The sequence below is a fragment of the Modicisalibacter xianhensis genome, assembly GCF_900113605.1.
Classification (GTDB): domain Bacteria; phylum Pseudomonadota; class Gammaproteobacteria; order Pseudomonadales; family Halomonadaceae; genus Modicisalibacter; species Modicisalibacter xianhensis.
Window position 1 is genome coordinate 136,914 of sequence record NZ_FOPY01000002.1, and the last position, 25,697, is coordinate 162,610.

The following is a 25,697-nucleotide window of genomic DNA, read 5'->3' on the forward strand; positions in this document are numbered from 1 at the left end:
TCTCAGAGTTGAGTGACGTCGAAGTCGGCGACCGGATCGACCTCGGCGTCGTAGTCGATGTCGTCTCGCTCGAAGCCGAACAGCTTCAGGAACTCATGCTTGTAGCCAGAATAATCGGTAATGTCGAACAAGTTCTCCGTGGTCACCTGCGGCCACAGGTCCTTGCAGGCCTGCTGGACATCGTCGCGCAGTTCCCAATCGTCGAGGCGCAGGCGGCCGGCCTCGTCGGTCTCAGGGACACTGTCGGCATAGACTCGGTCACGGAACAGGCGATTGAGCTGCTCGATGGTGCCTTCATGCAGCCCTTGCTCCTTCATCACCTTGTAGACCATGGCAATATACAGCGGCATGACCGGAATGGCGGCGCTGGCCTGGGTCACCACTGACTTGAGCACCGCGACGTTGGCGCTGCCGCCTTTCTCGCCCAAGCGCTTGTCGATTTCGCCGGCAGCACGGTCGAGGTCTTCCTTGGCCTTGCCCAGCGCACCATGCCAGTAGATCGGCCAGGTAATCTCGGTGCCGATATAGCTGAAGGCCACCGACCTGGCACCGTCGGCCAGCACCCCGGCCCGGTCGAGGGCGTCGATCCACAGCTCCCAGTCCTCGCCGCCCATGACCTGGATGGTATCAGCGATTTCCTGCTCGGTGGCGGGCTCGACCTCGGCCTCGATGATGGTGTCCTTGTTGGTGTCGATGGCGGTGGCGCGATAGGTTTCGCCGATCGGCTTGAGCGAGGAGCGCTTGACCTCGCCACTGTCGGGCAGCTTGCGCACCGGCGAGGCCAGCGAATAGACCACCAGGTCGACCTCGCCGAGGTCCTGCTTGATCAGTTCGATGGCCTTCTCACGGGTCTCGTGGGCGAAGGCATCGCCATTGATGGCCTTGCTGTAGAGACCCTCTTCCTTGGCGTAGCGATCGAAGGCGGCGGCGTTGTACCAGCCAGCCGTGCCCGGTTTTTTCTCGGTCCCGGGCTTTTCGAAAAATACGCCTAGCGTGCCGGCACCATAGCCAAAAGCCGCGGTAATGCGTGCCGCCAGGCCATAGCCGCTGGATGCACCGATCACCAACACTTTCTTCGGGCCTCGGGCCTTGTCGGCGTCACCGATCGCAGCGCGGGTGGCCTCGATCTGTTCGAGCACGTTCTGCGCACAGCCGGCAGGGTGAGTGGTGGTGCAGATGAAACCGCGAACCTTGGGTTTGATGATCACGTCAGACCTCGACTTTCCATGACACTGGTTTCGCTCCCGCAGTTGACATCGAACCGGGAGCCGCTGATTTGCGGCTATTCTAGCGGCTAGACGATTCCCTGTCCGCCCTGCTTGAGCTCACCCACACAATGGTCGAAGATGCCGACGTGATCGACAAGTAGCGAGCAAGCCGTGGAAGAGATCGAAACCCTGGTCGCCAAGCGCGGCGAACTGTGGCTGGCATTGGCCCCCCTGTGGCTCGACCGCGAGCCGCGCGAAAGCGACTACCAGCACATGATCGAGGTCATCGGGCGTCATGATCTGACCCTCGAGCAATTGGAGTGGATCTTTCGCCTGGAACTGGCCCCGGTACTGTCGCGCCAGCAGATGTCGATGGCCGGGGAATGGCGCAGCTTCGACGAGAATCGCCTGTTGACGCGGCTGGTCATTCATTACCGGCGCCTGAGTGGCTGGCGCAAAGGCTTCTGGACCCTGTTCTCGGGGCTGACCACGATGATGACCCGGCATCGCTGGAACCTGCTAATGACGCGCTTGATGGAAGAGCGCGGCGAAACACCTTCCTGAGCCCTGGGGTTCTCAGGCGGAGAATGGCGTATCCAGGGCTGTCTCCAATCTGGGCACAATGCGCCGGATACCATCACGTGGCGCGAAACGACAGATGACCTGACCGTCACGCCCTACCAGGAACTTGGTGAAGTTCCACTTTATCGGCGTGCTGCCCAGCACGCCGGGGGCCTGCCGCCTTAGCAGCGTGAATAACGGATGCGCACGGCTGCCGTTGACCCGGACTTTCTCCATGACCGGAAAGGTCACGGCGTAGTTGCGCTCGCAGAACTCGGCGAAGTTACGGGCCGATTCCGGAGACTGGTTGGCGAACTGGTTGCAGGGGAAGGCGAGCACGGTAAAGCCCTGGTCGCGGTAGCGACGGTAGAGCTGTTCGAGTTCACTGAGCTGCGGCGTGTATCCGCAGCGACTGGCGACATTGACGATCAGCAACACCTGACCGCGCAGGGCGCGCAGGTTGAAGGGTTCGCCGCTCTGAGTGCGGCAGTCCTGAGTATAGATTTGCATAACCCGCCGATTCGCTATGGTCCGCCTACAAGGCCAATGGTCCCCGGAGAAGCCTTCCCCGGCTGTTGGCCAAACGCAAAAGATGCCATGTCTCGTGGCGGCATGCCAACGGCAGCGACGCCTTGTTGGCGAAGAGTGCCGTCTGCCGGATTTGCCTCTTTCAGCATAGCCCCGCCCGGGCCAACGGGCACGTGGCAGCACCAGCGCTCAGGCCTCATGTTTCCTGGCTGAGCAGACCGCGTTCCAGCATCAGCTGCAATGCCAATCGGCTGTCCGGCGTGGCCCGCTCGAGACGTAACGCGTCGGCAATCGGCATCCACAATGCATCGGCGACTTCTTCGGGCTGAAGACGCAGCGGACCATCGTAGCGAGCAAGAAATACACTGCCGAAGATATGGTTACCCTGCTCGGCGAAACGAAAATCGAAACACGGGCGCAGGCGGACACCCTCGACGCCCAGCTCTTCGGCCAATTCTCGCTGCGCTGCCACGTGTACCGGCTCACCGGCGCCGACCACGCCTCCGGTGGCCAGGTCGTAATGGCCCGGGAAAACCTCCTTGGACATCGTGCGTACCTGAATGCAGAGTTCCTGGCGTGCGTTGAGCACGAACACATACGTCGCGCGATGCCAGAAATGAAAGCGCCGCATCATGGCACGCTCGGCACTACCGCAAGGCCGGTTGGCGGCATCGACGAGCTGGATGCGCTCTTTCCTGATGGCAGGTGATGCACTGTGTGCCATGTCGACGGGCATGTCTGGCTCCTCGAAATGAGAACGCCCAGCATGCCAGAAACTCCAACCCGGCGTCATCGCCGCTTCGACGTCGGCAGTATTGACCGCAGGCAGGTGGGGTTCCATGCTCAAGCGAACAAGGAGATCCGCCATGCACGACCGCGCCCCCCGTAGCCGCCTGGCCACGCATAGCGTCGATAACCAGCCGCTCCCCCCGCATGATCGCAACTTGTTCGCCCTTGACCGCCCCCTCCGCGACACATTGGCCCGCGAAGCACCAGCCTGGGTCGCACGCCGTCTCGCCCCCCTGGGCGCCGCTGTCGGCAGTCGAGAGTTTCAGGCCCTCGGCGAAGAAGCCAACCGTCACCCACCCGAGTTGCGCCTGTTCGATCGTCACGGACGTCGCCTCGACGAGGTGCACTACCATCCTGCCTATCACCAACTCATGCACCTGGCCTTCGACCACGGCTGGCACACGGTGGCCTGGGAAGAGGAGTTCCAGGGCGGTCATCAGGCGCATGTTGCAGCACTTTACCTGCTCACCCAGGCCGAACCGGGATTCTGCTGTCCGGTGACCATGACCCACGCCGCCGTGCCGGCGCTGCGCCGTGAACCGAGCGTTTACAATACCTGGTATTCACGATTGCAGGCCTGGGATTACGATCCGCGTGCCGTCCCCGCCTGGGAAAAGCCGGCCGTCACCCTGGGCATGGCGATGACCGAGAAACAGGGCGGCAGCGACGTGCGCGCCAACACGACCCAGGCCGTTCGCGACGACGAGGGTTATCGCCTGACTGGCCACAAGTGGTTCTGCAGCGCGCCGATGTCCGATGCCTTTTTGACCCTGGCCCAGACCGACGAAGGCCTTGGCTGCTTTCTGGTACCTCGCTTCACACCGGATGGCGAACGCAATGCCATCGAACTGCAACGTCTCAAGGACAAGTGTGGCAACCGCGCCAATGCCTCGGCGGAAATCGAGTATCGCGGCGCCTGGGCCGAAGCCATCGGCGCCCCGGACCGGGGGATTTCCACCATTCTGGAAATGGTGCAACAGACACGCCTGGATGCAGCAACCGCTCCGCCCGGCATGATGCGCCAGGCGCTGCTTGAAGCCTGGCTTCACGTTCGCGAGCGGCATGCCTTTGGCCGTCGACTCGCCGAACAGCCCCTGATGCGCCGCGTCATTGCCGACCTTGCCCTGGAGACCGAAGCCAGCCTGGCGCTGGCGATGCGTACTGCACTCGCCTTCGACACACCGCTCGACCCTCATGAACGTGCCCTGGCCCGTCTACTCCCGGCCCTCGCCAAGTACTGGCACAACAAACGCGGCCCCGGCTTCATGGCCGAGGCCATGGAGTGCCTGGGCGGCATCGGCTATGTCGAGGAAACTCCATTGGCCCGCCTGTATCGCGAGGCGCCGGTCAACTCGATCTGGGAAGGCTCGGGCAACGTGATCTGCCTGGATGTACTGCGTAGCCTGGAACGCAACCCGGAATGCATCGACGCCTTGCGCGACGAACTGCTCACGGCCCGGGGCCAGTCAAGGGACTACGATCAGGCAGTGTCGCAACTCGAGACGCTGCTGACACGCCCGGCGGAAGAGATCGAGGCCAATGCTCGCTGGCTGACCCAGCGCATGGCCCAGTGCCTGCAGGCCGCGTTGCTGCTGCGGCATGCGCCCGAAGCGGTCGCGCAGACCTTTTGCCGTAGCCGACTGGGTCAGGACGTGAGCCCAGCCTATGGCGTACTACCCTACGGCGCCCCGCTAGACGCGATCCTGTCGCGCATCGTGCCCTGATGGGCAGCACTGGCATGTGCGTCAGCCGAGCAAGACCCGCAATGCCAGGGCAATCAACAATACACCGGTAATGCGGTTGATCCAGTGGGCACGCGCCTGGAGCCAGGGCAATACCCGGGAATGCGATAGCGCCACGGCGACCAGCACGTACCAGGCACCATCGATCAGCGTCGCCGTGGCTACGATGATCGCCTTGGCTGCCCATCCCATGTCGGCACTGACGAACTGACTGAGTAGCGCCACGAAGAACAGGATCAGCTTGGGGTTGGCCAGGGCAACGATGACGCCGTCACGCGCCGCCTGAACAGGGCTGGTGATGGTGGCCTGGGCATTTAGCGCGCCACCTCGTCCGGCGCGAAGCGCTTTCATACCCAGCCAGGCCAGATAGGCCGCACCGCCCCAGGTGATCACATTGAACACCACGGGCTGATGCGTGATCACTGCGCCGAGTCCCCATACGGTCAGCAGGGCATAGAAACCGACCCCCAGTGCGTGGCTAATGCCAGCCACGACGCCGGGCGCTCGTCCACCTCCCAGTGTATGCCGCAAGACCATGGCCAGACTCGGCCCCGGAGACATGGCTCCCATCGCACAGACAGCAGCCAGTGACAGCCATAGCGTTAGCGGCATCGGTTTCCTCGGTGAGTTTGACTAGCGGTGATATTGCCTGGCGGCCTCCGGCTGCCACAGGATGGCATCGACACGCAGGCGCGTCGGTCGCCCATCGGGCAGCAGCCAGTCGATAGTGTCGCCGACTCGCAACCCTAACAGCGCCGCCCCGACCGGAGCCAGGATCGACAGGCCATCCGGCGTTTCTGCCAAGGCATGAGGAAAGACCAGCGTGCGTGTGATGGCATTGCCGTAAGTCAGCTCGGTAAAACGGACTCGACTGTTCATGCTGATCACATCTGCCGGCATTTCTTCGGGATCATAGATTTCGGCACGTAACAGCTCGGCTTGCAATATCTCGGCAATCGAGCGGTTGCGGGCGTCGCAGGTGTCGATCAGGCGTTGTACGCGTTCGGCATCCAGCCGATTCATGACAAGCATCGGGCGTGGCATCAGAGACTCCTTCTCTTTGGCCATGCGCAGTCGCGCAGAAAAAACAGCCCTTCATGCGTGATTCATGAAGGACTGTCAGCCTTTCGATCATAGCGTCTATCGCGGTTACCGGTAAGCCCCACCCCCTACAACGAAAGTATTATCCGCTCCGATCCGGTAATGGGTCGGCTTCACTCGACACGAAAAAAGCCCGGGACACTAGGGTCGCCGGGCAAAATGCAAATGCTGGGATACAGCGTTGGTATCTTATGCCCAGCCATGGACGCCTCATCCTATAAAGAGCGCATCATTTAGTCGCTTTATTAGAAACATATGAAAAATTGTTTACTCCGGTTAACGAAAAGTGCGTAAAACGTCGCTAGCGTGGATATCTGGCCAAGCAGTATATGACCTTGTACGGATAATGCGTTTTTTGACAGTACGCCCCAAATCGCGTACAAGATTTGTACAATAAAAACATCCCTCCATTCGACGACCTGCCAATACCCCTCACAACCCGACCCGCCAAACGCAAGGAAACCGACCATGCTCCGCTCGAAGCGCAACGATACGATCGCCAGCGCCATCCATCGCTCGATGGCCATCATCGAATTTACACCTCAAGGCGACATCCTTTCAGTCAATGACAACTTCTGTCAGGTCACGGGGTATAGCGAAACGGAGCTGGTTGGCCACCATCACCGCATGCTATGCGAGCCGGAATATGCCGCCAGCCTGGATTATCGGTTGCTCTGGGATGCGTTACAGCGTGGCGAGCATATGTCGGGACGCTTCAAGCGTATTGCCAAGGATGGCTCCGTGCTCTGGCTGGAAGCCGCCTATACTCCGGTGACCGGACGCAGTGGCCGGGTCGATAAAGTGCTCAAGACCGCCACGGACATCACAGAGAAGGTGGCCCACGAACAGGAAATGACCAGTCGCCTCAATGCTATCGACCGCTCCATGGCGGTCATTGAATTCAATCCCGATGGCACGATTCTTACCGCCAACCGGAATTTCCTGGAGACGGTGGGCTATTCCCTTGAGGATATCCAAGGCGCGCACCACCGCCTGTTCTGCGAGGCCGACTACGCGACCAGCGACGAATACCGGCGATTCTGGCAACGTCTCAATGCCGGGGAGTACACAGCGGGTCAATACAAGCGCCTGGACAACCAAGGGCGTGAACTTTGGCTCGAGGCCACCTACAACCCCGTATTCGACGCCGATGGCCAGCTCTACAAGGTCGTCAAGTTCGCCACTGACATCACCCGCCGGATCGAGCGCCAGCGCGCCGAGTCGGCAAGTGCACAGATGGCCTACCGCATCTCTTCGGAAACTCGCCTCACCGCCAATGAAGGCGAAGAAATCATTGGCCAGACAATGGCCGAGATCCGTGACATTGCCGAGCGTGTCAGTCAGGTGTCACACCTCATCGACGAACTGGAACAACGCTCGAGCGACATCACCGCGGTGATCGAAACGATCCGCAACATCGCCGAGCAGACCAACCTGCTGGCCCTCAATGCTGCCATCGAAGCAGCCCGCGCCGGCGAACATGGCCGCGGTTTTGCCGTCGTTTCCCACGAGGTGCGCCAGCTTTCGATACGTACCACCCAGGCCACACAGGATATCGTCGCGACCATCGGCAGTCTGCGCGAGATCACGCAGCAAGCCAGCGAGGGCATGCAAGCCTGTCTGCATAACGTCGATAGCGGCGTGAAACAGACCGGTCAGGCCAGTGACATCATTGCACGCATTCGTACCGGCGCGAACGACGTGGTTACCGCCATTGAGCGCTTTGCCTCGACGCTGGAAAGCGGCACCTGCAACCAGCCTGCCACTCGCCGGTCGAGCACTCCCCTGCTGCAAGAGCTTGCCGGTTCATGAGGTCGTTGCCCATGACAAGATGATTTATGTCGTCTACCTTGACTGCCTAGCGGAAGGAAACCGCACGAAGCCCAACGCGGGCCGTTCGTACCATTGTCGTAACAAGGACAGGAGACAGACGAAATGGATTTCGCAAACGAGAGAACCCTGGATGTGCCGCAGTGGTGGCTGAAGCCCCGTGTCGGCCAGCTGGCCGAAGGCGTGACCTGTCACGTCATCGACCGTAACTCACCGGTAGCCAAGCAAGGCAATGTAACCAAGCTGGCCTATTACCAGCTGCGTGTCGACGAGATTGGCCATGACACCTGCCGCTGCACCATCACCAAGCGGATGAATTGAACTTTCTCTCCAGCCCTGGCGAGACCGCCCGATAGCACAGCGAGCAGTCTCGCCCCTCCCTGTCCTAGCGCTGCGCGCACCACTGCGTATAGACGCCTTTAGTGTCCGGTTCTCCCAGCCTTACTCTCTCGTCGACATCGAGCATCTCCTCCCTCCGCCACTGATCGACACGGTCACAGTACCGGCGCTGCTCCATGGTTGGGCTGTCGTGATCGGCGGTCGAAGGTTCAGGGAACGTCAGTGCAACAGTGCTGGCTCCAAGGGCCAGAAAGAAGAATGCTGTGACGAGGGTAACCTTGCTCATGTCGTGACTCAGTATGTTAAATAATTTTATTCGAGTGTAGCTGCCGGTACGCGCCCACACACAAACCATAAACGTGACTTCGCCATAGCTCCTTTCTTTACGCCATTGAGGCAAACCAGAACGGAATATTTCACGGCAACGTATTTTCCTTGAATGTAACGGCGTGTGTACTAACGTATAGGAAAGGCACGGAATGCCTTTGTGAAAACACGGAGGAGTCCCTTATGGACAAGACACAGAGAACCACACATTCGATTCGCGTCTGGCTGGGTATCGATAAGATCTCACGAGCAGACCACTCGATCGCAACAGCCCGCAGAAGCCTCGACGATGGACCGATGAGCGTGGAGCAGGCTGCCAATGCCCGGCGAGAAGCGGAATACGTGGCCCGGCGCAATGGCATCAAGGAACCTCTTCTGCAGCTGTGGAAGGTGGTGCACTGAACATCGAGCGGTGCATGGCCCGATCCGTGTTGTGACGACAGGCTCAGGCGCTTGCCCGTGTCTGCAGTCGCCATGCCAGGCAATCTCACTGGTTAGCCATGCCTCGAAAACTACGAGGGCCGGCCATTGCCGGCCCTCGTCATTGGCCAAGTGCAACTCGTGTTGTCACGGGTTTGTCGAATGATCCTCGATGCGATGCCAACGCCTGCTTCTGGGCAATCCCGGCCCCTTCGGTTCCCTGCGCGCGTCTTCAATCATCATGCCGTTTCCCAGCAATAAACTCGCTCTTGGTCGTGCCTTTCGCTGGCCACTCGGCTTCTGCTGGGACAAGGCATGCTTGATCAACGCCAGGTCCCGCTTGGAGTCGGTCTCCATGAATTGCGCCAGCATGCGTGCCGCTTCCTCACGCACAAACTCATAGATGTATTCGTCGTAGGTGATGATGAAGGCGTGGCAGTAGCGACAATGCAGTGCATCGGCTGGTGCAGGATCGCCTTTCCAGAAATTGGTGCCATGGCAATGCGGGCAAGCGACGGAGCGCGAAAGGTTGAACATAAGGCCTCCTGCCTTGGAGTTGTTATCGGAACGTAACGTACCACTCCCGTTTGGCGGTCGATATCCCACCTAATCAGGCTTTGGCACACCCTGCTTTCTCTTGGAAGACCCCATACCGAAGCATGAGGAAGCACGCCATGGTCGGCTCTCTTCATGCCCCATATGATTCGCGTTCGTTTTTAGGGTAAGATGGGCTGCGTTTTTGGGGAGTAGCCTGCTTCCGCAACGGAAGTCCCCGTGTCAACACAGTCGGCATCATGCCGTGGCACGGGTGGCCGCAAGGTTGGCGAGACCAATGACATGTCCGCACTTTCGCCGGTAGTGCGTGCTGTCATTGACTCGTTTTACCGGCACGGACTCCTGCTTATGTCGCTGTTATCCACCTTTCTACTGGCATTCTCGATGTCCAGCGATGCCTTTGTCGCCTCGCTGAGCAAAGGTGCGACACTTCATCGCCCGCGCTTCTCGGAAGCCCTGCGCACCGGGATCATCTTCGGTGTCGTCGAGGCACTGACGCCGCTGATCGGCTGGACGCTGGGTCTTTCAATGGCACAGTACGTGGCCGCCTGGGACCACTGGATCGCCTTTACCCTGCTGCTGTTGCTGGGAGGCCACATGATTCTGGAAGGGCTGAAACGCGACGACGATACACCACCCGTCAAGACGACCCGGCACTCCTTTCTGCGCCTGACAGTCACGGCATTCTCGACCAGCATCGATGCCTTGGCGATTGGCGTGGGCCTGGCATTCATGGAAGACGTGCATATTCTATGGACCGCCCTGGCCATTGGCCTGGCCACGCTGTTGATGACAACGCTGGGTGTCATGCTGGGACGGGTCTTGGGAACGCTCGTCGGCAAGCGGACGGAAATCGTGGGGGGAGTCATTCTTATCGGTATCGGCTCGACGATTCTCATCGAGCACCTGGGCCTGTTTGCCTAAGGCGGCGGAGCCCAAGCCCGAACGCCACCCAGCCAGGACCATCAACAGGCCTGGCTGGGTGGCGGCATTCTTCAGGCGCTCAGGCGTTGCTCCGGCGCGGCCAGGACACGCTTGAGATAAGCCAGGTCGTCGGCGGTACGCGCTTCGGTGAACTGCGCCAGCAACTGTTCGGCTTCATGCTGAATGGCGTTGCGAATGTATTCGTCGTAGGTAATGACGAAGTTATCGCAGTAACGGCAGTGCAGTGCCGATGTGGGTTCCGGGTTGCCTTTCCAGAAATTGGTACCGGAACATGTCGGGCATGTCACTTCTCTGGAGCGATTGAGCATATGGCCTCCTGCCAAAAGGGATTGTCTGATCTTTCCGTGACCAGGTAGCGTTAGCGCAACCGACCGCCTCGGCCGCCAACGAGTGACCAGCATAAAGCAAAATTTGCCATGTACAAGGCAAGTACAACCAACGTATACACGACAAAACCAAATTTTCTCTTTCTCGACAAACCGTTACGTTACCCAAGAAAAACCTGATTGAGCAAATGCCTCTTGCATGCCAAACCATGGTCGCTTTCCTGTGGACTGCGGCTTTCGTCATCTCCGGCTTGGGGTGCTCCGGCTTCAATGTTAAGGTACGCGCCCGATCAGGAGGGTACATGAGTATTACCGACGAACTGAAAGCCGCCATCACCGAACACCGCCTGGCGGAACGCCGCTATCCTGAGGCCATTACCGTCACGCCAGTCAAGATGGCCGAGCTGATGCAGCACAGCCTGGAGCAAGCCAAGACCACCATGGCCGATACCAACCCCAACCTTTTCATGGGAGTGGAAATCCAGGTCGACGCCGACCAGGACGACCCTATCGTCGTTCAGCGTTGAGTTGTCACGCTGCGCGCTAGCCGATAGCTCCCCATCGGGCTTCGCTTCACAAAGCAAAAACCCCAGCATCCATGCTGGGGTTCTGCTGGGCTTCCCTGCCCCGGTTTACCGGTTCCGTTTCCCTGCTCTTGTTATCCCTGGTTAGGCTATCCTGGCCTTGCAATCCTTGTTGAGCTGTCCTTGTCTCGATGAAGCGTATTCTGCCCGGCTCACGGCTGGAATAAGAGCAGCAGTTATCGACTCGTTGCGTAAGCCGCAATGGATGGATATGTAGGTTTTCTGACTGCTAAAAAACTCATCCAGAGCGTGGCGACCCCCTGCTGAAAACTGGGTTTCAACGGCATTGCGCTCGAAACGAGCCCAAAAACGGCTCAAAAGAGGATGCTGCGTAACCGCATGACATGAAAGACTTGATAGCCCGGTACGAGATGCGCCCCATGCAGCATGTAAGACATTGGCCATGTAGATCCAATGTGATACGGCGCCAAGGGCGCAGGCACGTTCAGGGTTCGCCCTGAGCCAGCCGGGCTTTGATGATCTCTACGCGGCGCGGCATAGCGGTCCTAATTATGTCAGAAGTCAGCCCATTCGGGCTCGTCCTTTGTGGCTCTGTCGGGCGAACCCGCGGCCGGGACAGGCAGTAGCGCCGCCTTGGCCCGCGCGTCGAGCCTGAAATGAGTCACCAAATCGGCCAGCCGCCTGGATTCCTGCTCCAGCGAAGCCGCTGCCGCATTGTTCTGCTCTACCAAGGAAGCGTTCTGCTGGGTCACGGAATCCATCTCTGTCACCGCGCTTCCTATTTGCGTAATACCCGCTTCCTGTTCCTGAGCAGACATCGACAACTCACCGATCAACTCTGAAACGCGATGAATGACAGCGACGACATCCCGGATCTTCTCACCGCTACGCCCGGCCTGGGCAGACCCGCTGGCTATCTTGGAATTCACATCTGAGATCATTCGATGAATCTCTTGCGAGGATTCCGCCGTTCGGGTCGCCAGGGTCCGGACTTCGCTGGCCACGACGGCAAAGCCACGGCCATGCTCACCGGCACGCGCCGCTTCCACCGAAGCGTTCAAGGCAAGAATATTGGTCTGGAACGCAATCGAATCGATGACCTGGATGATCTCGCTGATCTGGTCTGAGCTACGCTCGATATCCTGCATCAGCGCTACCGTCTGCTCCACTTCCCGAATACCATCCTCAGCTTGGCTTGCCGCTTGGGTAGACAACTCATTGGCAGAGTGGGATGTCTGGGTGTTCTGGCGGACGGTAGAAGAGATCTGCTCCATACTGGAGGCCGTTTCCTGCAATGCAGACGCCTGCTGCTCAGTGCGAGAAGACAGGTCCTGGCTCCCTGCCGAAATCTGCGCCGCCCCGGTAGCCACGGTATCGCTGCTGGCCTGAAGCGTCGCGATCAAATGCTTGAGCTTGCCCTGCATGCCTCCCATCGCCGCGAACAGCTGACCGATTTCATTGCTCCCCTTGGACTCGATATTCGCGGTCAGATCGCCATCAGCTACACGCTCGCAGTGAGTAACGGCTGCCGCGAGAGGCCTCACCAGGTAGACATTGACACTGCGAATCACGAAGAAGGCGACAAGGCCTGCCAAGACCAGCAGTCCCAGCCCAATGCCGTCAGCGAGCTTGCTGAACTTTTCATCGGCAAGGATCAATGTATTGCCACGTTGCTCGGCATAATGCACAAAATCATCGACAGCGGCAGAGAATTTGTCATAGCCAGAGCGGAAGCCCTCTAGGCCATCCACGATGGTTTCCTCCTCCCCGCTCATCACGGCATCGATAAAGGCCTCGCTCATGGCCTGCTCATAACCTGCAATGATGGCGTCGACATAGGGTTGTCGCTCACTACCTTCTGGCAGCCTTACCTCACGAAATTGCTCGAAGCGATCCATGACCTGTCGAAATGACCGCTGCGCTTCGACAAGCTGCCCATCCGCGCGCTCAGGCATGTCTCGGCGCTGGAAGTCAGCGAACTTGACCAGGCGGGTCTCGCCCTGGGACATGTTCAGTTGGGCACGGTTGATGCTATTGAGCTGTTCGACATTGATTTCAGCGAGTTCGGACAAATTGCTACTGCTGATTTTATGCGAGTAGAACCCTAGACCACTGACCAAGGCAACCATGACCACCAGGATGCCGAATGCCAACGTGAGCCCTCTCTTGACCGAGAGATTGTGCATGTTTTGCCCCTGCTTGTACGAATGGAATAGTTCTGTACACATTACGTCCAACTATTGGCTATCGGCAGGCAAGCAGGCAACTTGAGCAAAATACCGGGCACTAGGCAGATACAAGAGAGCCCGACCTTTCGGCCGGGCTGCTACGCTCCTTGCTGACGACTCACGCGCTTCCTAAATTAGTCTAGCTAATTCAATCAGAAAGCTTCCCACTCAAGTTCAGCGGTTTGAGTTGCAGGCGCCTTTTTAACCATTGACTGCAAAGTACGAGAAGGAAGCGCAGTGGCTCGCTCCGGGGCCAAGGTGTGGGTGTGCTGTAGCCCGACCTTACGCTGCGCCTCACCTTCCGCTAGCCGAAATATGGCGACTGCCGATTCAAGTTGAGCCGCCTGTTCCTCAAGCGATGACGCGGCTGCAGCAGCTTCTTGTACCAATGCCGCATTCTGCTGGGTTACTTCATCCATTTGCGAGACGGCCTGATTGACCTGCTCGATACCATCGCTCTGCTCTTGGGAAGCGGCAGAGATCTCATCCATGATGTCGGCAACCCGTTTCACCGAAGCCATGATGTCGTCCATAGTCTGTCCCGCCCCTTCCACCAGGCTCGCCCCCTGCTCGACCTGGTTTGCCGAAGTCTCGATAAGGGCACGAATTTCCTTGGCCGCATCAGCGCTACGGCTTGCCAGGTTACGCACCTCTGTTGCAACGACAGCAAACCCACGGCCTTGTTCACCGGCCCGAGCCGCCTCGACCGACGCGTTGAGCGCCAGAATATTGGTCTGGAAGGCGATCGAGTCGATCACGCCGATGATATCGGTAATCTTCCTCGAGCTTTCAGAAATGCCGCGCATGGTCACAATGACCTGGTCAACCGCGTCACCGCCACGCTCGGCTGTGGCAGAGGCCTCGCTAGCGAGGGTACTGCCCTGACGCGCATTGTCGGCGTTCTGTTTCACTGTCGCGGTCAGTTGCTCCATGCTGGCTGCCGTCTCTTCAAGTGAAGCGGCCTGCTGCTCGGTACGAGACGACAGATCGGTATTGCCGCTGGCAATTTCACGGGTACCGATATGGATAGAGCCGCTACTGTCACGAACCACTGCAACCGTCTGGGATAGCCCTGTCTGCATGTGTTTCATAGCAGCAAACAACTGACCGATCTCATTGCGACCCCGATCGGCGATCTTGTGCGACAGATCCCCCTGGGCAATGCGCTCGAAGTGCGTCACGGCTTCCTGCAAAGGGCGAATGACGACACGCATCATCCCGATACGGACCATGACTACACACAGGACAACCAGACCCAGAGCCGCCAAGCCGATGTAGGCAAACGTTGTCATCGTCGCACGGAAGCCGGACAGCAATTCCTGCCCACGCGTCCTGGCGAAATCGATAAAGGCCTCATTGGCTTTAATATATGCCAGGTTCAGCCTGTCACCTTCGCGCTTGGCTGCTCGGAAGTCTCCCTCGTTACCGCGCTTGAGTGCTTCATGCTGAGGTGTCAGCCCTTTCGTGATGAGCTGGGAGAAAGCTGCCTCAACGGCAGCTGCAATGGGTTTGCCCTGTTCGGTTTTGGGTGCGGCCATGAAAGTTTCGAAACGCTGCTGAGCTGCCTGCAGCTTCTCACCGGCTGTCTCCAGGTACATCACCGCTGCGGCCTTATCCCCTTCATTCAGCGCGTCCAGATGGTTCAGAAAGAACAGTTGGGTATCGGCGATATTTACCTGCGCACGATTCAGTGAGTTCAATTGTTGCACATTGATTCGGTTCAGCTCGTCTATCGAACCAGAGCCCAAGGCACTGGATTGATAGCCAAGCATCGACACAAGCAGTATCAAGGCTGTAAATAACACCAGAACCGCCGTTAACCCGGTCTTAACCGTTAACTTTTTCAATAACTTATGCATCTTTTGATCTCACAGGGAGGAGGATCAGTCAGCCTTGATAATCCAGCCTAGATATAAAAGTGCCTGCATTACGACGTCATGGGCGCAAGGCTAAGTTGTCTTTCCAAAGACAACTTAGGTATCGGCATACACAACAAAGATTTTTAGTATACAAAAATTTATATTTGTATAAAGCTAGATATCACAGGTTAAGAAAGCACATCATTTGTGAATATTAAATGCTCAATTAATGAGAAAACTTGCCCAATAATGGAAAGAAAAAAGTCGAGGGCGTGCACTTACGACCGCCACTGACAGGATCGAAATGCTATAGAGTAATTTTGAAATGCCAAATGAAACGCATCTGTCCTGACACTGAACTCATGCCGACCATCGAGATGAGTTCTTCCTACAGCATGCATATAGCCCCCTTTGAACAGCTCCGTGCCGGAAACAAGCACAGCACACGAACCAGCGGCCGTTGCCGTCATGGCCGCTCTGACGCTCACTCTACGCAGGATAAGCTTGTAGCAGTTCCTTCCCATAGGCACGAATGAACTCCAGCGCCTTGGCATGCTTCCAGTCCTCCCGATAGACGAGGCCAAAACTGAAGTCGATCCGGGGGCTGAAAGGCCTCATCACCACTTCGTCCCGCTTATACAACTGGTCGGTGGCAGTAATCGGGTTCATCACGCTGATTCCGGCCCGGTTTGCGACCAATGACGTGATGGTGCCAATGTTGGCTTCGGTCTTGCCGGCAATATGAATCCCGTGGCTGGCGATCAGGTTGAGCAGCGGATCGGCCCCGACATTGGGCTGGTTGCTGATGACCAGGTACTGGTCCTTGAGATCGGCGACGGTGACCTCTGGCAGATCGCTCAACGGATGCCCCTGCGGAACCAGGCACAGCGCGTGAGTGGTCAGCCACTCCTCGATCCGTAGTATTCGGGAACTCACGGGCAGCGTCACGAAGCCCACGTCGGCATGCCCCGACTCCACTTCCCGCAACACGTCGTGACTCGACATCATGTCGAAGCTGATACTGAAACTGCGGTTCTTCTCGAGCAAGGCTGCGATCAGGCTCGGGACGAACCCGAAGGCCAATCCTGGAATCGCAGCGATCCTCAGGCGCGACGTGCCGAACTCCTTCAGGGCCAGAACACTGTGACGCAACTCGTCGATGTTGCCCATCAGGCGCAGGATTTCCTCGTAGAGCTCGCGTGCCTCGGGAGTGGCAACCAAGCGGTTCTTTTCACGCAGGAAAAGCGCCAGTCCCAGGTTCTGTTCGAGCTGTGACAACGAGCGACTGACCCCGGATTGCGTGATACCCAGCATTCTGGCCGCCTGTGAAGCACTGCCTGCCTCGAACAGGGTCTTGAAGATGGCGAGCGCCTTCAGCGAATGTATGTTGACGTCAGGCATGATTAAAAGTCATCGTATTCGGTAAAAACATCATATATTGAAATATCTTGTCGGGGCTACCTAGACTAGCCCTATCCGACTTACACAACGACAACGGATCGACAAGATGACCACTTCCCCGCTGTTCTATCAGGCCGGTCCCGCCATGCCGGAAGTCAGCCACGCTCACGGCGTCTTCCTCTGGGATGCACAAGGCAAGAACTACCTCGACGGCTGCTCCGGCGCCATTTCATGCAATCTCGGCCACGGTCACGAGGCTATCCGCGACGCCATGCTGGCCCAGCTCGACCGGGTCGCCTTCACCTATCGCACCCAGTTCGAGAACGCCCCGGCCGTGGCGCTGGCCCATGAGCTGGTTGCCATGACCGACGGCGAACTGGAAAAGGTGTTCTTCGTCTCCAGCGGCTCGGAAGCCGTCGAATCTGCGCTCAAGCTGGCGCGTCAGTATTTCGTGGCGAGAGGCGAACCACAGCGCCGCCACTTCGTGTCGCTGCGTCCGTCCTATCATGGCAGCACCCTGGGTGCGCTCGGCGTAACCGGCTATCAGCCCCTGGAAGCACCCTTCACCGATATCACGCCCGGCTCGATCAAGGTGCCCGGTCCCGACTTCTATCGCGCCGGCCAAACTGATCGGGGCGCCCATATCCGCCATGTCCTCAATGAAACCCGAGCGCAAATCGAGGCGGCGGGCGGCGACAGCGTCATCGCCATCGTGGTCGAGCCGGTAGGCGGCGCCAGCACCGGGGCCCGCCTGGTCGATAAAACCTATCTGGAAGGTCTGCGCCAACTGTGCGACGAGTTCGGCTGCCTGCTGATCTTCGATGAGGTGCTGTGCGGCATCGGCCGCACCGGGCACTGGTTCGCCTATCAGCAGTGGGGCGTGGCGCCAGATCTGTTGACCACTGCCAAGGGACTGGGGGCGGGTTATTACCCCGTCGGCGCCCTGCTGTGCCGCGAGGCGCTTGTCGAGACGGTGATGGCCAACGGCGGCTTCCAGCATGGCCACACCTATGCCGGCAATCCGCTGGCCTGTGCCACCGGCCTGGCCGCCATCGAGGCGATCCGCCGCGAGGGACTGCTGTACAACGTCACGGCCCGTGGCCAGCAGCTCAAGCACGGCCTGGAAAGTCTCCAGGCCCGCTACTCCTGGCTCGGCGACGTGCGCGGTCTCGGCCTGCTGTGGGGCGTGGAGCTGGTCATGGATCCCGTCGAAAAGACGCCCTTCCCCGCCGAGGCCAACCTCTTTGCCAAGGTGACCGCCCTGGCCAAGGAAGAAGGCCTGCTCATCTACCCGCGTCGCACGCTCGACGGCCTGGCCGGCGATCACTTTCTGATCAGCCCGCCCTTCACCATCAGCGAGAGCGAGACCGAGCTGCTACTCGAGCGGCTTGCCAGCGCCCTGGAACGTCTCGACCGGGAGGTGGTAGCCCCATTGCTGGATACCGCCACGGTTTCCTCTACCAATGCGATCACAGGCTGACACTCATGACACGTCTCAACCAGAAGCATACTGCCATCGAGACGGCCATTGCGCTGATCCCCGATGGCGCCTCGATCATGGTCGGCGGATTCGGCTCGCCGGGAACGCCCTTTGCGCTGCTCGACGAGCTTCTGGCCCAGGGCCAGAAGCACCTGACCGTCATCAAGAACGACGCCAACGAGCCGGACATCGGTATCGGCCGGCTGATCCGTGCAGGCCGCATCGACCGGCTGATCACATCGCATATCGGGCTCAACCGGACGGCCATCGAGGCGATGAACCAAGGCCACCTGGCGGTGGAGATGCATCCGCAAGGCCTGCTGGCCGAGAAGATCCGCTGCGCCGGAGCCGGCCACTACGGTTTTCTGACTGATATCGGCCTGGGCACCGAGATCGCCCAGGGGCGCCGCGAAATCGAGTGCGATGGACGCACCTGGGCCATCGAGCCGGCCATCCGGGCCGATTTTGCCCTGGTGCATGCCGACCTGGCCGATGCCTACGGCAACCTCGTCTATCGCGGTACGGCGATCAACTTCAACCCGCTGATGGCCATGGCCGCCGACAAGGTCATTGCCCAGGCCTTCCGGGTCGAGGCGCCCGGCACCCTGCCCCCCGAGACCGTTCATACGCCGTGTGCCTTCATCAATCACATCGTCCAGGTCGACTCGGCCACCAGCGAACAAGGGAGACGCGCCCATGTCGTCTGATCAGGAAAGGCTCCTGGCCCGCGCCGCCCGCGAGGTGCTGCCCGGCCAGATCGTCAACCTCGGCATCGGCCTGCCGACCCGGCTGTTTCATTACCTGCCGCCGGACATGGACGTGCTGGTTCACTCCGAAAACGGCGTGCTGGGTAGCCAGCCCGTGGCGCACGGCGCCGAGCCGGATCTCGAAATGATCGACTCGGGTGGGGCCTATATCGGCACGCGGCCCGGCGCCAGCGTGTTCGACAGTGCGCTGTCGTTCGCCATGATCCGCCGCAGTCGCATCGACATCACCTTCATGGGGGCGTTCGAGGTGGATCAGCACGGCAACCTGGCGAACTGGAAGATCCCCGGCAAGTTCTCCCCCGGCATCGGCGGCGCCATGGAACTTGCCCAGAAGGTCGACAAGCTGGTGGTGCTGTGCTCGCACAACGACAAGCACGGCAATCCCAAGATTCTCAAACAGTGCCGGCTACCCCTCACCGCGTTGCACTGCGTTTCACGAATCATCACCGACAAGGCCGTGATGCAGGTGACGAAGGCCGGCCTGGAAGTCGTGGACATTGCCGAAGGGCTCGACGTGGCTTCGCTGCGGGCCGCCACCGACGCCGAGCTGATCATCGACGAAACCCGGCTGGGGAGGTTCTGATGCTGACCGCTACCGAAAAGCGCATCCTCGACTGCTGCGAGGCGCTGATGGACGATACCCTGACGCTGACCCGCGATCTGGTGAAGGCCTATAGCGTGCTGGGTCAGGAACACGGGGCTCTCGCCACCATGGAGCGCTGGTTCGAGCGCCTGGACCTGCCGGCGGAGCGCGTCGGACTCGATGCGCCGGGCTTCGCCGATCATCCCCATCGGGCACCGGCCGCCTGGCCGAGCGAAAGGCGCTACAACCTGGTCAGCCGGCTCAACCCGGGCGTCTCCAAACCCCATCTGGTGCTCAACGGCCACCTGGACGTGGTACCGGCCGAGCCCACCGACATGTGGACACGCCCACCCTGGGAGCCCTGGGAAAAGGACGGCTGGTTGTATGGTCGCGGTGCGGGCGACATGAAGGCCGGCATCGCCGCCATGGTCATGGCCGTGCAGGCGGTACGTCAGGCCAGCGTGGCGATCGACTTCCCGTTGACCCTGCAGACGGTGATCGAGGAGGAGTGCACAGGTAACGGCGCGCTAGCCTGTCTTCACCAAGGGTACTGTGGCGACTTCGTGCTCATCCCCGAGCCCTTCGGGGCACAGATCTACAGTGGCCAGGTCGGTGTGCTGTGGTTTCGCATGCGCATCGACGGCGTGCCGGCCCACGTGCTGGATACCCGCGCAGGAAGCAACGCCATCGAGACCTTGCAGGGCTATCTGCCGGCTTTCAAGGCGCTGGAGGAAAAGATCAACGCCTTGCCCCGCCCCGCGCCCTACGAGGTGTTGGATCATCCCTTCAACCTGAGCATCGGCAAGATCGAAGGTGGCAACTGGGCGTCAAGCGTTCCGGCCCATGCCATTGTCGAAGGACGGGTCGGCTTCCCGCCAGGCATGTCACCCGACACCGTCATGAACCGCGTTCGCGAGACGGTTGCCGAGCACCATCGCACCCTGAACGATGGTACGCCGGCCCCGCGCGTCGAGTTTCACGGCTTTCGCTCGGAAGGCCACCTGGTCGACCTCGAGGCCTCGGGTATCCGCCTGCTGTCACGCTGCCACGAGGATCTGGTCGGCGAGCCACCCGCTCATTACCTCTCGACCTGCACCACGGACCTGCGCGCCTTTCATGTCTCGGGAGGCATCAACGGCACCTGCTATGGCCCGGTGGCTCAGCGTATTCACGGCGTGGACGAGTGCGTCGAGATTGACTCGATCCGTCGGGTCCTGACCACCTATGCCCTGTTCATTCACCGCTGGGCTGCCAGCGGCGACACATCGAGGAGCGCCTGATGAACGCTGCCTATCTCGTCGACTATGCGCGCACGGCCTTCACTCGCGCCCATCCCCGCAAGCCGGAAGTCGACGCCTGGTCAGGCCAGCGTGGTGATGCCTTGCTGGGCCAGGTCATCGATGCCCTGCTCGCACGCAGTGATATCGCGGGCGACAGCATCGAGGACCTGAGCGTCGGCTGCGCACTACCGGTCAAGGAGCAGTGGAGTTTCGGGGGCCGCTACCCCCTGTGGCTGTCCCGGCTGGGGTCGGCGTGCGCCTCGCGTCAGATCGACCAGCAGTGCGGCTCCAGCCTGGCCGCCCTGCGCGGCACGGTCCGCGAGGTCCAGGCTGGCGCCATCCAGGCTGGGATTGCCGGCGGCTTCGAGACCATGTCGCAGGTGCCGATGGGCCCGAGCCTGTTTCAGGAAGGCGTACTGACGGTGCCCCAGGCCCTCATGGACAGCAGCAGGCTCGACATGAGCGTGGCCATGAACATGGGCCTGACCGCCGAGCGCCTGGCCCGGGAAAGCGACATCAGCCGGGAAGCCATGGATGCCTATGCCCTGCGTTCTCACCAGCGTGCCGCACGCGCCGAGCGGGATGGCTGGTTCGAGGGGGAGCGCCTGACGCTGACCAACCCGGCCGGCGACGTCGTGGCTCGTGACGCCAATATCCGCCCCGACACCAGCCTGGCGAAGCTGGCCGATCTTGCCCCGGCCTTCGTCGAGGATGGCCGGGTCACGGCCGGCAACAGTTCTCCACTGACCTCGGGGGCCGGTGCTGCGCTGGTGATGGCCGAGGCCGCCATGGCGCGTCACGACCTCTCGCCGTTGGCACGGGTGGTCGAGGTGGCCGACTGCGGGGTGACGCCCGAACGCATGGGAGCCGGCGCGGCGGCGGCCATCGAACGGGTACTTGCCAAGGCTGGCCTGCGCACCGAGGACATCGATGCCTGGGAAATCAACGAGGCCTTCAGCGCCGTGCCGCTCTATGCCATGCAAACCCTGGGCCTCGACCCGGACCGGGTCAACATGCATGGCGGCGCACTGGCGCTGGGACACCCCCTGGGAGCCACCGGCATCCGGCTGGCCGGCACGCTGGCCCGCATTCTTCAGCATCGGCAAGGGCGCTACGGCTGTGCCGCTGCCTGCATCGGTGGCGGCCAAGGGATCGCCCTGATTCTGGAGCGATGCTGAACGCCATCACGTACCACGTAATCCATTGCTTCATCCACACAACGACAACAAGGTTCATTCCTTGAAGGAGAAAAGCATGCAAACTCCAACAACAAACGACACAGCGCCGCGTCCCTCGCTGCTGGGGGCGGCAAGTTGCATCGGCTTTCTTTGCTTCATGATGTTCGCCCAGATATTCCTACTGGGCGAGGACTGGGTCACTCACATCTCGCTGATATTCGCCATCGTGGTCTGCAGCATCGTCGCCCTGGTGTCCGGCTTCACCTGGCATGACATCCAGAAGGGCATTCTCTATGGCTGCGAAATTGCCATGTTGCCGATGCTGATTCTGATGATGGTCGGCGTGCTGGTTGCCAGCTGGATCGCCTCGGGCACGATACCGTCACTCGTGTATTACGGGCTGCAGCTCATCAACCCGTCCTACTTCCTGGTCACCGCCGTGCTGGTGTGCTCCATCGCCTCGCTGGTGACCGGCAGCTCCTGGACCACCGCCGCGACGTTCGGTGTCGCCTTCATGGGCATCGGCAGCGGCCTGGGCATTCCTCCCGCCATGACTGCAGGTGCCGTCATCTCTGGGGCCATCTTCGGCGACAAGATCTCGCCCATCTCCGACTCCACCAACCTGGCAGCGGGAATCGCCGAGGCCAACCTATTCGACCACATCCGCTCGATGTTCTATACCACCGGCCCCGCCTGGATCATCACCGCGGTCCTGTTCTTCTTCCTCGGGCTGGGTTATCAGGGCGAGGCGGATACCAGCCAGGCCGACCTGCTCCGCGCAGGCATACTGGACAATTATTCGGTCAGCCTGTTCGCCTTCATTCCGCCCCTGGTCGTGCTGGTGCTGGCTTACCGGCGGGTCAGCGCCTTGGCCGTCATGGTCATCGGCAGCCTGGTGGGCGGTGCCATGGCGGTTGCCGTCCAAGGGGTTGGGATTGGCGACATGATGAACTACATGAACTACGGCTACGTGTCGGAGACCGGGATCGAGCCAGTGGACAGCCTGCTAAGCCGGGGTGGCCTGCAGGAAATGATGTGGACCATTTCGCTGGGGTTCATCGGGCTCAGCCTCGGCGGCCTGCTGGAAAAGACGCGCATGCTCGAGGTACTGCTCGGGAGCCTGGGCAAGCTGGTGAGCAATGCGCGAGGGCTCATCGTGACTCACGTCTTGGCTTCCCTAGCTACCAACCTGTTCTCGGCAAGCCAGTACATTGCCATCATCATTCCGGGACGCATGCTGGTACCGGCCTATCGCAAGCTCAAGATCCTGCCTTCCGTCTGCTCACGCACTTGCGAGGACTCCGCCACGGTGACATCCCCTCTCGTGCCCTGGGGCCTGGGCGGCGCCTACTACATGGGCGTGCTGGACGTATCGGCCTGGGACTACATGGGCTGGACCTTCCTTGCCCTGATCACGCCCCTGATTGCCGTGGCCTACGCCATGGGTAACCTGTTCATCTGGAGAGAGGGCGAGCGCAACGACGTCAATACGTATTATCAACAGCCTGCCGGGCAGCGAGATCCGTCTCGCAACAGCATCGCTGACCAAGCACATGGTATGGCAAGCACATCATGGCGCTCTCCTGCCGATCACTGAAGTTTCAAGGCAGGAATATGCCTGACTATATGGTTGATCTTGCTCAGTAGTAGTCTGTAAGTAGTGGCCATCACAGATAAGCACGGCCCGATGGCCATTACGCTCGAACAGCGCGTCCCCCAGATAACGTTCCAGTTTCTTGAACTGCTTGCCTGGCTGACGCGCAGTTCCGTCCGCCTGCTTGATTCCGGCGTACTCTCAGAAACGACTCCAGACCAACGAGGGAGGTGAATGTCACTTAAGCTTGTCTTCGCGATTCCCTGCTATTCTGGAATATCGTAAGGCAGGAAGTGATGGACCACTCCGGCAAGACAATTACAACACCGGCCCGGCACGCGTGCAGGATGCTGCGGTTACGCAAGCCGAGCTTGCCAGGAGCCCAGCCATGAAAAGACTGTCCCACGATACCAAGACACGCGGCATTCATGAGCTCTATGCGGAAGATCCCGAGGCGGCAGATCGCAAGCTATGGGGTCGTGAGATTGATCCGTTAACCCGCCGTGGCTTCTTGAAACGTTCAAGCCTGCTCGCCATGGCGGCCGCCGTAGGCGGCGCCATTCCCTTCGCCGACCGTATGCCCGGCGGACTCATTCCTGCAGCTCTGGCGCAGAGTGACGACCCCTTTACGCTTGAGGGCAAGGAAGGCCTGACTGTCCTCAACGACAGGCCCATCAATGCCGAGACCCCAGCGCATCTGCTTGATGACGACATTACCCCGGCAAAATACATGTTCGTTCGCAACAACGGTATTCCACCAGAGCTGCAGAACATTAATGCCGATACCTGGGAACTGGAGGTTGCTGGCGAGTCTTGTAAGAATCCGCAGACCTTTACCATTGCCGACCTCAAGAAACGCTTTGAGCATCATACATTACAGCTTCAAGTGGAATGCGGTGGCAACGGGCGCAGCGAGTACGTGCCCTCGGCCAGCGGCAATCAATGGACTACCGGCGCGGTAGCCTGCCCGACGTTCACCGGTGTGCGGCTGCGAGATGTGCTCGAGGCCTGCGGAATCAAGAAGGATGCGGTTTACATCGGCTATTACGGAGCTGACCGTCACGCTAGCGGCAACCCGAACAAGGAGGCCATTTCACGCGGCGTACCCATGGCCAAGGCATTGGAAGACGAATCGCTGATCGCATGGGCAATGAATGACGATGATATTCCCTACCTCAATGGTTATCCCTTGCGCGTCGTCTGCAGCGGGTGGCCGGGCTCCGTTTCGGGCAAGTGGCTCAAGCGGATCGTGATCCGTAACCAGAAACACGACGGTGCCAAGATGGCGCCTCCTTCCTATAGCGTCCCCAAGCACCCGGTCGCGCCGGGCAGTATCGTGCCCGATGAGGACTTCGTGACCATCGAGTCGATGCCAGTGAAGTCGCTGGTGACTTTCCCCCGTTCAGGCGGCGAACAAGCGCAGGGTGAAGGCATGACGGTTCGCGGTCACGCCTGGGCCGGAGACCTGGAGGTTGAAGAGGTGCATGTCTCCATCGACTTTGGTACCACTTGGCAGAAGGCTGACCTCAAGGCACCACCCAATCGCCTGGCCTGGCAGCGCTGGACGACCACTGTCACGTTTCCCGAGCCGGGCTACTACGAGGTGTGGGCTAGGGCGACCGACACGAAAGGCAGGTCTCAGCCCATGGTAGTACCAGGCTGGAATCCCAAGGGCTATCTCAACAACGCCTGCCACCGCATCGCGGTTCAAGTGGTTTAGGAGGCAGCCATGAAATTTTCAGGTGAGCTTGCCATGCCAATGCTGGGGGTGGTCTTGCTGGGTACTCCCCTGCTATCAGGGGCACAACAGACAGATCCTGCCACCGGTCTGATCAAGGCTGAGGGATGGGAGACAGTACGCAATAACTGCACTGCCTGCCATTCAGCCGATTTGGTTACCCAGAACAGCGGCACTCGCAACCACTGGGAAAACCTGATTCGCTGGATGCAGGACACCCAAGGGTTGTGGGAGTTCCAGGCTGAAACGGAGGAAACAATCCTCGATTATCTCTCCAGTAATTATGGCCCCAAGGAAGATACTCGCCGTCCGGCACTGCCTCGCACGCTGATGCCGGACAACCCCTATCCCACGGTCACCGGGTCTGACTAGA

General features: G+C 60.0%; 25 protein-coding genes and 1 pseudogene. 15 read left to right on the forward strand and 11 right to left on the reverse strand.

What is annotated here, in order from left to right:
- Positions 1-2: 2 nt before the first annotated feature.
- The gene (gene fabV, locus BM194_RS02485) at positions 3-1,208 is read right to left on the reverse strand and encodes an enoyl-ACP reductase FabV (protein WP_092843304.1); all 1,206 of its coding nucleotides are present in this window, start codon (positions 1,206-1,208) and stop codon (positions 3-5) included.
- A gap of 171 nt (positions 1,209-1,379) precedes the next feature.
- Between fabV and BM194_RS02490 the strand changes: the two genes are divergently transcribed.
- Complete coding sequence (locus BM194_RS02490; RefSeq protein ID WP_092843306.1) at positions 1,380-1,772, forward strand: DUF7079 family protein; 393 nt, start codon at positions 1,380-1,382, stop codon at positions 1,770-1,772.
- A gap of 12 nt (positions 1,773-1,784) precedes the next feature.
- Here the strand turns inward: BM194_RS02490 and BM194_RS02495 are convergent, their stop codons facing one another.
- Both BM194_RS02495 and BM194_RS02500 read right to left on the reverse strand, forming a co-directional pair.
- Entirely contained in the window at positions 1,785-2,279 is a 495-nt protein-coding gene (locus BM194_RS02495) for a glutathione peroxidase (protein WP_092843308.1), read from the reverse strand.
- Between the two features lie 214 nt (positions 2,280-2,493).
- Positions 2,494-3,165, reverse strand: coding sequence for an NUDIX hydrolase (locus BM194_RS02500; RefSeq protein WP_244890855.1), 672 nt, complete (start codon positions 3,163-3,165; stop codon positions 2,494-2,496).
- Between BM194_RS02500 and BM194_RS02505 the strand changes: the two genes are divergently transcribed.
- The gene (locus tag BM194_RS02505) at positions 3,164-4,810 is read left to right on the forward strand and encodes an acyl-CoA dehydrogenase family protein (RefSeq protein WP_092843310.1); all 1,647 of its coding nucleotides are present in this window, start codon (positions 3,164-3,166) and stop codon (positions 4,808-4,810) included. The genes BM194_RS02500 and BM194_RS02505 overlap by 2 nt on opposite strands.
- Positions 4,811-4,831: 21 nt before the next feature.
- On the opposite strand, the gene BM194_RS02510 is transcribed toward BM194_RS02505, so the two are convergent.
- Together BM194_RS02510 and rnk are read right to left on the reverse strand one after the other, a co-directional pair.
- Positions 4,832-5,440 carry a LysE family translocator gene (locus tag BM194_RS02510; protein ID WP_092843312.1) on the reverse strand — a complete coding sequence of 203 codons (609 nt, stop codon included), beginning with the start codon at positions 5,438-5,440 and terminating at the stop codon, positions 4,832-4,834.
- Between the two features lie 21 nt (positions 5,441-5,461).
- The gene (gene rnk, locus BM194_RS02515; protein WP_092843701.1) at positions 5,462-5,875 is read right to left on the reverse strand and encodes a nucleoside diphosphate kinase regulator; all 414 of its coding nucleotides are present in this window, start codon (positions 5,873-5,875) and stop codon (positions 5,462-5,464) included.
- 522 nt (positions 5,876-6,397) lie between these two features.
- Here rnk and BM194_RS02525 point away from each other — a divergent pair.
- Positions 6,398-7,741 (forward strand): methyl-accepting chemotaxis protein, encoded by a 1,344-nt coding sequence (locus BM194_RS02525; protein ID WP_092843317.1) that lies wholly within the window; start codon positions 6,398-6,400, stop codon positions 7,739-7,741.
- Positions 7,742-7,864: 123 nt separating this feature from the next.
- Complete coding sequence (locus BM194_RS02530) at positions 7,865-8,080, forward strand: hypothetical protein (RefSeq protein WP_092843319.1); 216 nt, start codon at positions 7,865-7,867, stop codon at positions 8,078-8,080.
- A 64-nt stretch (positions 8,081-8,144) separates the two neighbouring features.
- Here the strand turns inward: BM194_RS02530 and BM194_RS02535 are convergent, their stop codons facing one another.
- Entirely contained in the window at positions 8,145-8,384 is a 240-nt protein-coding gene (locus tag BM194_RS02535) for a hypothetical protein (protein WP_143097561.1), read from the reverse strand.
- A gap of 224 nt (positions 8,385-8,608) precedes the next feature.
- Between BM194_RS02535 and BM194_RS02540 the strand changes: the two genes are divergently transcribed.
- Complete coding sequence (locus BM194_RS02540) at positions 8,609-8,827, forward strand: hypothetical protein (RefSeq protein WP_092843323.1); 219 nt, start codon at positions 8,609-8,611, stop codon at positions 8,825-8,827.
- 165 nt (positions 8,828-8,992) lie between these two features.
- On the opposite strand, the gene BM194_RS20840 is transcribed toward BM194_RS02540, so the two are convergent.
- Positions 8,993-9,382 (reverse strand): hypothetical protein, encoded by a 390-nt coding sequence (locus tag BM194_RS20840; RefSeq protein WP_244890856.1) that lies wholly within the window; start codon positions 9,380-9,382, stop codon positions 8,993-8,995.
- 366 nt (positions 9,383-9,748) lie between these two features.
- Here BM194_RS20840 and mntP point away from each other — a divergent pair, with 366 nt between their 5' ends.
- Complete coding sequence (mntP, locus tag BM194_RS02550; RefSeq protein ID WP_092843325.1) at positions 9,749-10,324, forward strand: manganese efflux pump MntP; 576 nt, start codon at positions 9,749-9,751, stop codon at positions 10,322-10,324.
- 71 nt (positions 10,325-10,395) lie between these two features.
- On the opposite strand, the gene BM194_RS02555 is transcribed toward mntP, so the two are convergent.
- Entirely contained in the window at positions 10,396-10,653 is a 258-nt protein-coding gene (locus BM194_RS02555) for a hypothetical protein (protein ID WP_092843327.1), read from the reverse strand.
- Between the two features lie 320 nt (positions 10,654-10,973).
- Here BM194_RS02555 and BM194_RS02560 point away from each other — a divergent pair, with 320 nt between their 5' ends.
- The gene (locus BM194_RS02560) at positions 10,974-11,198 is read left to right on the forward strand and encodes a hypothetical protein (RefSeq protein WP_092843329.1); all 225 of its coding nucleotides are present in this window, start codon (positions 10,974-10,976) and stop codon (positions 11,196-11,198) included.
- A gap of 572 nt (positions 11,199-11,770) precedes the next feature.
- Here the strand turns inward: BM194_RS02560 and BM194_RS21185 are convergent.
- From BM194_RS21185 to BM194_RS02575, 3 genes and pseudogenes are all read right to left on the reverse strand, one after another.
- Positions 11,771-13,387, reverse strand: a pseudogene (locus BM194_RS21185) (methyl-accepting chemotaxis protein); the annotation flags it as partial.
- A 209-nt stretch (positions 13,388-13,596) separates the two neighbouring features.
- The gene (locus BM194_RS02570) at positions 13,597-15,303 is read right to left on the reverse strand and encodes a methyl-accepting chemotaxis protein (RefSeq protein WP_092843333.1); all 1,707 of its coding nucleotides are present in this window, start codon (positions 15,301-15,303) and stop codon (positions 13,597-13,599) included.
- 489 nt (positions 15,304-15,792) lie between these two features.
- Positions 15,793-16,704, reverse strand: coding sequence for a LysR family transcriptional regulator (locus tag BM194_RS02575; protein WP_092843336.1), 912 nt, complete (start codon positions 16,702-16,704; stop codon positions 15,793-15,795).
- A 106-nt stretch (positions 16,705-16,810) separates the two neighbouring features.
- Between BM194_RS02575 and BM194_RS02580 the strand changes: the two genes are divergently transcribed.
- The 8 genes from BM194_RS02580 (at position 16,811) to BM194_RS02615 (ending at position 25,696) form a co-directional block, all read left to right on the forward strand.
- On the forward strand, positions 16,811-18,184 hold the full coding sequence (locus tag BM194_RS02580; RefSeq protein WP_092843338.1) for an aminotransferase family protein: 1,374 nt from the start codon (positions 16,811-16,813) through the stop codon (positions 18,182-18,184).
- Positions 18,185-18,189: 5 nt separating this feature from the next.
- Entirely contained in the window at positions 18,190-18,891 is a 702-nt protein-coding gene (locus tag BM194_RS02585; protein ID WP_092843340.1) for a CoA transferase subunit A, read from the forward strand.
- The gene (locus tag BM194_RS02590; RefSeq protein ID WP_092843342.1) at positions 18,881-19,534 is read left to right on the forward strand and encodes a 3-oxoacid CoA-transferase subunit B; all 654 of its coding nucleotides are present in this window, start codon (positions 18,881-18,883) and stop codon (positions 19,532-19,534) included. The genes BM194_RS02585 and BM194_RS02590 overlap by 11 nt, the downstream gene beginning before the upstream one ends.
- A complete protein-coding gene (locus tag BM194_RS02595; protein ID WP_092843344.1) occupies positions 19,534-20,814 on the forward strand; it encodes an ArgE/DapE family deacylase in 1,281 nt (426 codons plus the stop codon). The genes BM194_RS02590 and BM194_RS02595 overlap by 1 nt, the downstream gene beginning before the upstream one ends.
- Positions 20,814-21,992, forward strand: coding sequence for an acetyl-CoA C-acyltransferase (locus BM194_RS02600; protein WP_092843347.1), 1,179 nt, complete (start codon positions 20,814-20,816; stop codon positions 21,990-21,992). The genes BM194_RS02595 and BM194_RS02600 overlap by 1 nt, the downstream gene beginning before the upstream one ends.
- A 76-nt stretch (positions 21,993-22,068) precedes the next feature.
- Complete coding sequence (gene nhaC / locus BM194_RS02605) at positions 22,069-23,589, forward strand: Na+/H+ antiporter NhaC (RefSeq protein WP_092843349.1); 1,521 nt, start codon at positions 22,069-22,071, stop codon at positions 23,587-23,589.
- A gap of 385 nt (positions 23,590-23,974) precedes the next feature.
- Positions 23,975-25,306: a sulfite oxidase gene (locus BM194_RS02610; RefSeq protein ID WP_092843351.1), complete on the forward strand. Its 1,332-nt coding sequence runs from the start codon at positions 23,975-23,977 to the stop codon at positions 25,304-25,306.
- A gap of 9 nt (positions 25,307-25,315) precedes the next feature.
- On the forward strand, positions 25,316-25,696 hold the full coding sequence (locus BM194_RS02615) for a hypothetical protein (RefSeq protein WP_092843353.1): 381 nt from the start codon (positions 25,316-25,318) through the stop codon (positions 25,694-25,696).
- Position 25,697 lies beyond the last annotated feature (1 nt).

Bases quoted from the DNA above. Each gene is read 5' to 3' on its own strand.
- BM194_RS02540 (WP_092843323.1), top strand. From the start codon at position 8,609: ATGGACAAGACACAGAGAACCACACATTCGATTCGCGTCTGGCTGGGT.
- BM194_RS02525 (WP_092843317.1), top strand. From the start codon at position 6,398: ATGCTCCGCTCGAAGCGCAACGATACGATCGCCAGCGCCATCCATCGC.
- BM194_RS02535 (WP_143097561.1), bottom strand. From the start codon at position 8,384: ATGAGCAAGGTTACCCTCGTCACAGCATTCTTCTTTCTGGCCCTTGGA.
- BM194_RS02555 (WP_092843327.1), bottom strand. From the start codon at position 10,653: ATGCTCAATCGCTCCAGAGAAGTGACATGCCCGACATGTTCCGGTACC.
- BM194_RS02500 (WP_244890855.1), bottom strand. From the start codon at position 3,165: ATGGCGGATCTCCTTGTTCGCTTGAGCATGGAACCCCACCTGCCTGCG.
- BM194_RS02575 (WP_092843336.1), bottom strand. From the start codon at position 16,704: ATGCCTGACGTCAACATACATTCGCTGAAGGCGCTCGCCATCTTCAAG.
- mntP (WP_092843325.1), top strand. From the start codon at position 9,749: ATGTCGCTGTTATCCACCTTTCTACTGGCATTCTCGATGTCCAGCGAT.
- BM194_RS02495 (WP_092843308.1), bottom strand. From the start codon at position 2,279: ATGCAAATCTATACTCAGGACTGCCGCACTCAGAGCGGCGAACCCTTC.
- nhaC (WP_092843349.1), top strand. From the start codon at position 22,069: ATGCAAACTCCAACAACAAACGACACAGCGCCGCGTCCCTCGCTGCTG.
- BM194_RS02600 (WP_092843347.1), top strand. From the start codon at position 20,814: ATGAACGCTGCCTATCTCGTCGACTATGCGCGCACGGCCTTCACTCGC.
- BM194_RS02510 (WP_092843312.1), bottom strand. From the start codon at position 5,440: ATGCCGCTAACGCTATGGCTGTCACTGGCTGCTGTCTGTGCGATGGGA.
- BM194_RS02585 (WP_092843340.1), top strand. From the start codon at position 18,190: ATGACACGTCTCAACCAGAAGCATACTGCCATCGAGACGGCCATTGCG.
- BM194_RS02570 (WP_092843333.1), bottom strand. From the start codon at position 15,303: ATGCATAAGTTATTGAAAAAGTTAACGGTTAAGACCGGGTTAACGGCG.
- BM194_RS02580 (WP_092843338.1), top strand. From the start codon at position 16,811: ATGACCACTTCCCCGCTGTTCTATCAGGCCGGTCCCGCCATGCCGGAA.
- BM194_RS02590 (WP_092843342.1), top strand. From the start codon at position 18,881: ATGTCGTCTGATCAGGAAAGGCTCCTGGCCCGCGCCGCCCGCGAGGTG.
- BM194_RS20840 (WP_244890856.1), bottom strand. From the start codon at position 9,382: ATGTTCAACCTTTCGCGCTCCGTCGCTTGCCCGCATTGCCATGGCACC.
- BM194_RS02505 (WP_092843310.1), top strand. From the start codon at position 3,164: ATGCACGACCGCGCCCCCCGTAGCCGCCTGGCCACGCATAGCGTCGAT.
- BM194_RS02560 (WP_092843329.1), top strand. From the start codon at position 10,974: ATGAGTATTACCGACGAACTGAAAGCCGCCATCACCGAACACCGCCTG.
- BM194_RS02615 (WP_092843353.1), top strand. From the start codon at position 25,316: ATGAAATTTTCAGGTGAGCTTGCCATGCCAATGCTGGGGGTGGTCTTG.
- BM194_RS02595 (WP_092843344.1), top strand. From the start codon at position 19,534: ATGCTGACCGCTACCGAAAAGCGCATCCTCGACTGCTGCGAGGCGCTG.
- BM194_RS02530 (WP_092843319.1), top strand. From the start codon at position 7,865: ATGGATTTCGCAAACGAGAGAACCCTGGATGTGCCGCAGTGGTGGCTG.
- BM194_RS02610 (WP_092843351.1), top strand. From the start codon at position 23,975: ATGAAAAGACTGTCCCACGATACCAAGACACGCGGCATTCATGAGCTC.